Consider the following 2,336-nt stretch of genomic DNA (forward strand, 5'->3'; position numbering starts at 1 on the left):
GCCGCTGCCGGGCGGGCCGGTCGGCGCGGCGTTCAATGCGCTGGTGCGGATCGAGCCGGGCAACGGCCGCGTCGAGATGATGACGCTGGCGCCCGATATGGCGGTCAGCGAACCTGTCCACATCCCTTCTGCGCGTAACGGCCATGACGGCTGGCTGCTGGCGGTGGTCGATCGTCGCACCGGCGAGGAGGCGTTCGACTCCGAACTATGGGTGATCGACGCCGCCGATATCGCCGCCGGGGCGGTGGCCCGCATCCCCGTGCCGGTGCGGATGCGCGCGCAGGTGCACGGCGCCTGGGTATCCGCGGCACAGCTTTCGCAGCGCAAGGCCCCTTGACCAGATAATAACGATCGTTATTGTTGCTCAAGGATACAGACCGGCTTTGCGGGCGCGCGCAACGATCGCGATCGCCCCGACATCGCCGGCGAACAATGGAGGGGGCCGATGCTTTTCACTCGCAAGCTGCTGACCGGCGCCGGGACCGCCGCGCTGTGCCTCGCCACGCCGGGGCTGGCGCAAACCGCCGAGCCGGCGCCGGCGGGCCAGGCGGATCAGGCGGTGAACGACATCGTGGTCACCGCCCAGTTCCGCGCGCAGCGGCTGCAGGATACGCCGATCGCGATCACCGCCACCACCGGCGCGGCGCTGGAAGCGCGCAGCCTGACCAGCGTCACCGATCTCACCGCCACCGCACCCAATGTGAACCTGTCCAGCGCGAGCGGGCTGAACGGCAGCGCGGTCAACGCCTATATCCGCGGCATCGGGCAGAATGATTCGAGCTTCGCGCTCGAACCCGGCGTCGGCATCTATATCGACGACGTCTATTACGGCACGACCTTCGGCGCGATCCTCGATCTCAATGATCTCGACCGGGTGGAGGTGCTGCGCGGGCCGCAGGGCACGCTGGCGGGCAAGAATTCGATCGGCGGCTCGGTCAAACTATTCTCGAAAAAACCCGACGCGGACGGCGGCGGGTTCGTCGAGGCGACATTGGGGCGTTTCAACCGCGTCGATTTCCGCGGCAGCGCCGATTTCACGATCGCCGACGGGCTTTATGCGCGGCTCTCCGGCGTCTCGAAACATACCGACGGCTTCATGACCTTGCTCGATTTCGGCTGCGTCAATCCGGGGCAAGGCATTCCGGCGCAGCGCAGCGGCAATTGCCGGACGGGCAGCGAAGGCGGAATCGACGTGAAGGGCGTGCGCGGCGCGTTGCGCTACGCGCCCGACGGCAGCCGGCTCGAACTCAATCTCAGCGGCGATTTCTCGCAGAACGATTCGGAGCAGGTCGCGACCAAATTGCTCTACGCCAACAATCCCAATGTGCGCAGCTATGTCGCGGGCGATCCGTTCGCCGGGGTGCCGCTGGACAGCCGCTTCCTCACCGGCGCGCGCAGCTACACCTCCTATGCCACCTATGACACCGGCGGCAACTACACCACGCCGTTCTGCGCGCCGGGTGGCGGCTGCGTGCCCTATCAGGTGGCGCCGGGCGGCTTTCGCTCCAGCCCGAAAAGCACCGCGCGGAGCTGGGGGGTTTCGGGAACGATCGATTACGCGCTGAGCGATACGCTGAGCCTCAAATCGATCACCGCCTATCGCGCGGCATCCGGCACGGCGGGGATCGATCTCGACGGATCGCCGCTCGCCGTGCTGCTCCAGCAATTCGATTATCGCCACCGCCAGTTCACCCAGGAACTTCGCCTGTCGGGCAAGATCGGCGCGATCGCCGATTTCACCCTGGGCGGTTTCCTCTACGACGCGCGCGACTGGCTGGGCGGGCGCAGCCAGATCCCCAATGTGCAGTTCGATTTCCTGCCCGACGATCCGGTGACCAACAACAGCAAGTCGCTATTCGCGCACGTCGAGTTGCATCCCTTCGCCAATTTCAACATCGTCGCCGGGCTGCGCTACACGCACGACCGCAAGACCTATCTGTTCCACCGCCGCAACCCCGACGGCACGCTGCCCAGCGGCATCCCCTTTACCACCAATTGGCTGCTCGTCGGTCTCGACGGCCGCATCGGCACGTTCGAGGGCGACCGCGTCGATTACCGGATCGGCGCCAATTACCGCTTCAGCGACACGCTGATGGCCTATGCCCAGGTATCGACCGGCTATAAGGGCGGCGGCGTCAACCCGCGCCCCTATGTCCCCGATCAGATCGTCGCCTTCGCGCCGGAGACGCTGACCGCCTATGAGGCGGGCTTCAAATCCGATCTGTTCGGCCGCCGGCTCCGTGCAAACGGTGCGATATTCTACAACGATTACAAGGATATCCAGATCAATCGCTATGTCTGCCCGGAAAGCGCGAGCCGGACCTGTTCCGAACCCG

At 65.8% G+C, this 2,336-nt stretch carries 2 protein-coding genes; both read left to right on the forward strand.

What is annotated here, in order from left to right:
* Nucleotides 1–337: carotenoid oxygenase family protein (locus BGN95_RS15350; protein ID WP_286773196.1), on the forward strand; the 337-nt coding region annotated here is incomplete at its 5' end.
* Nucleotides 338–445: 108 nt separating this feature from the next.
* A partial coding sequence (locus BGN95_RS15355) for a TonB-dependent receptor (protein WP_286773197.1) occupies nt 446–2,336 on the forward strand: 1,891 nt, incomplete at its 3' end.

Source organism: Sphingomonas sp. 66-10 (assembly GCF_001897045.1).
Taxonomy (GTDB): domain Bacteria; phylum Pseudomonadota; class Alphaproteobacteria; order Sphingomonadales; family Sphingomonadaceae; genus Sphingomonas; species Sphingomonas lycopersici.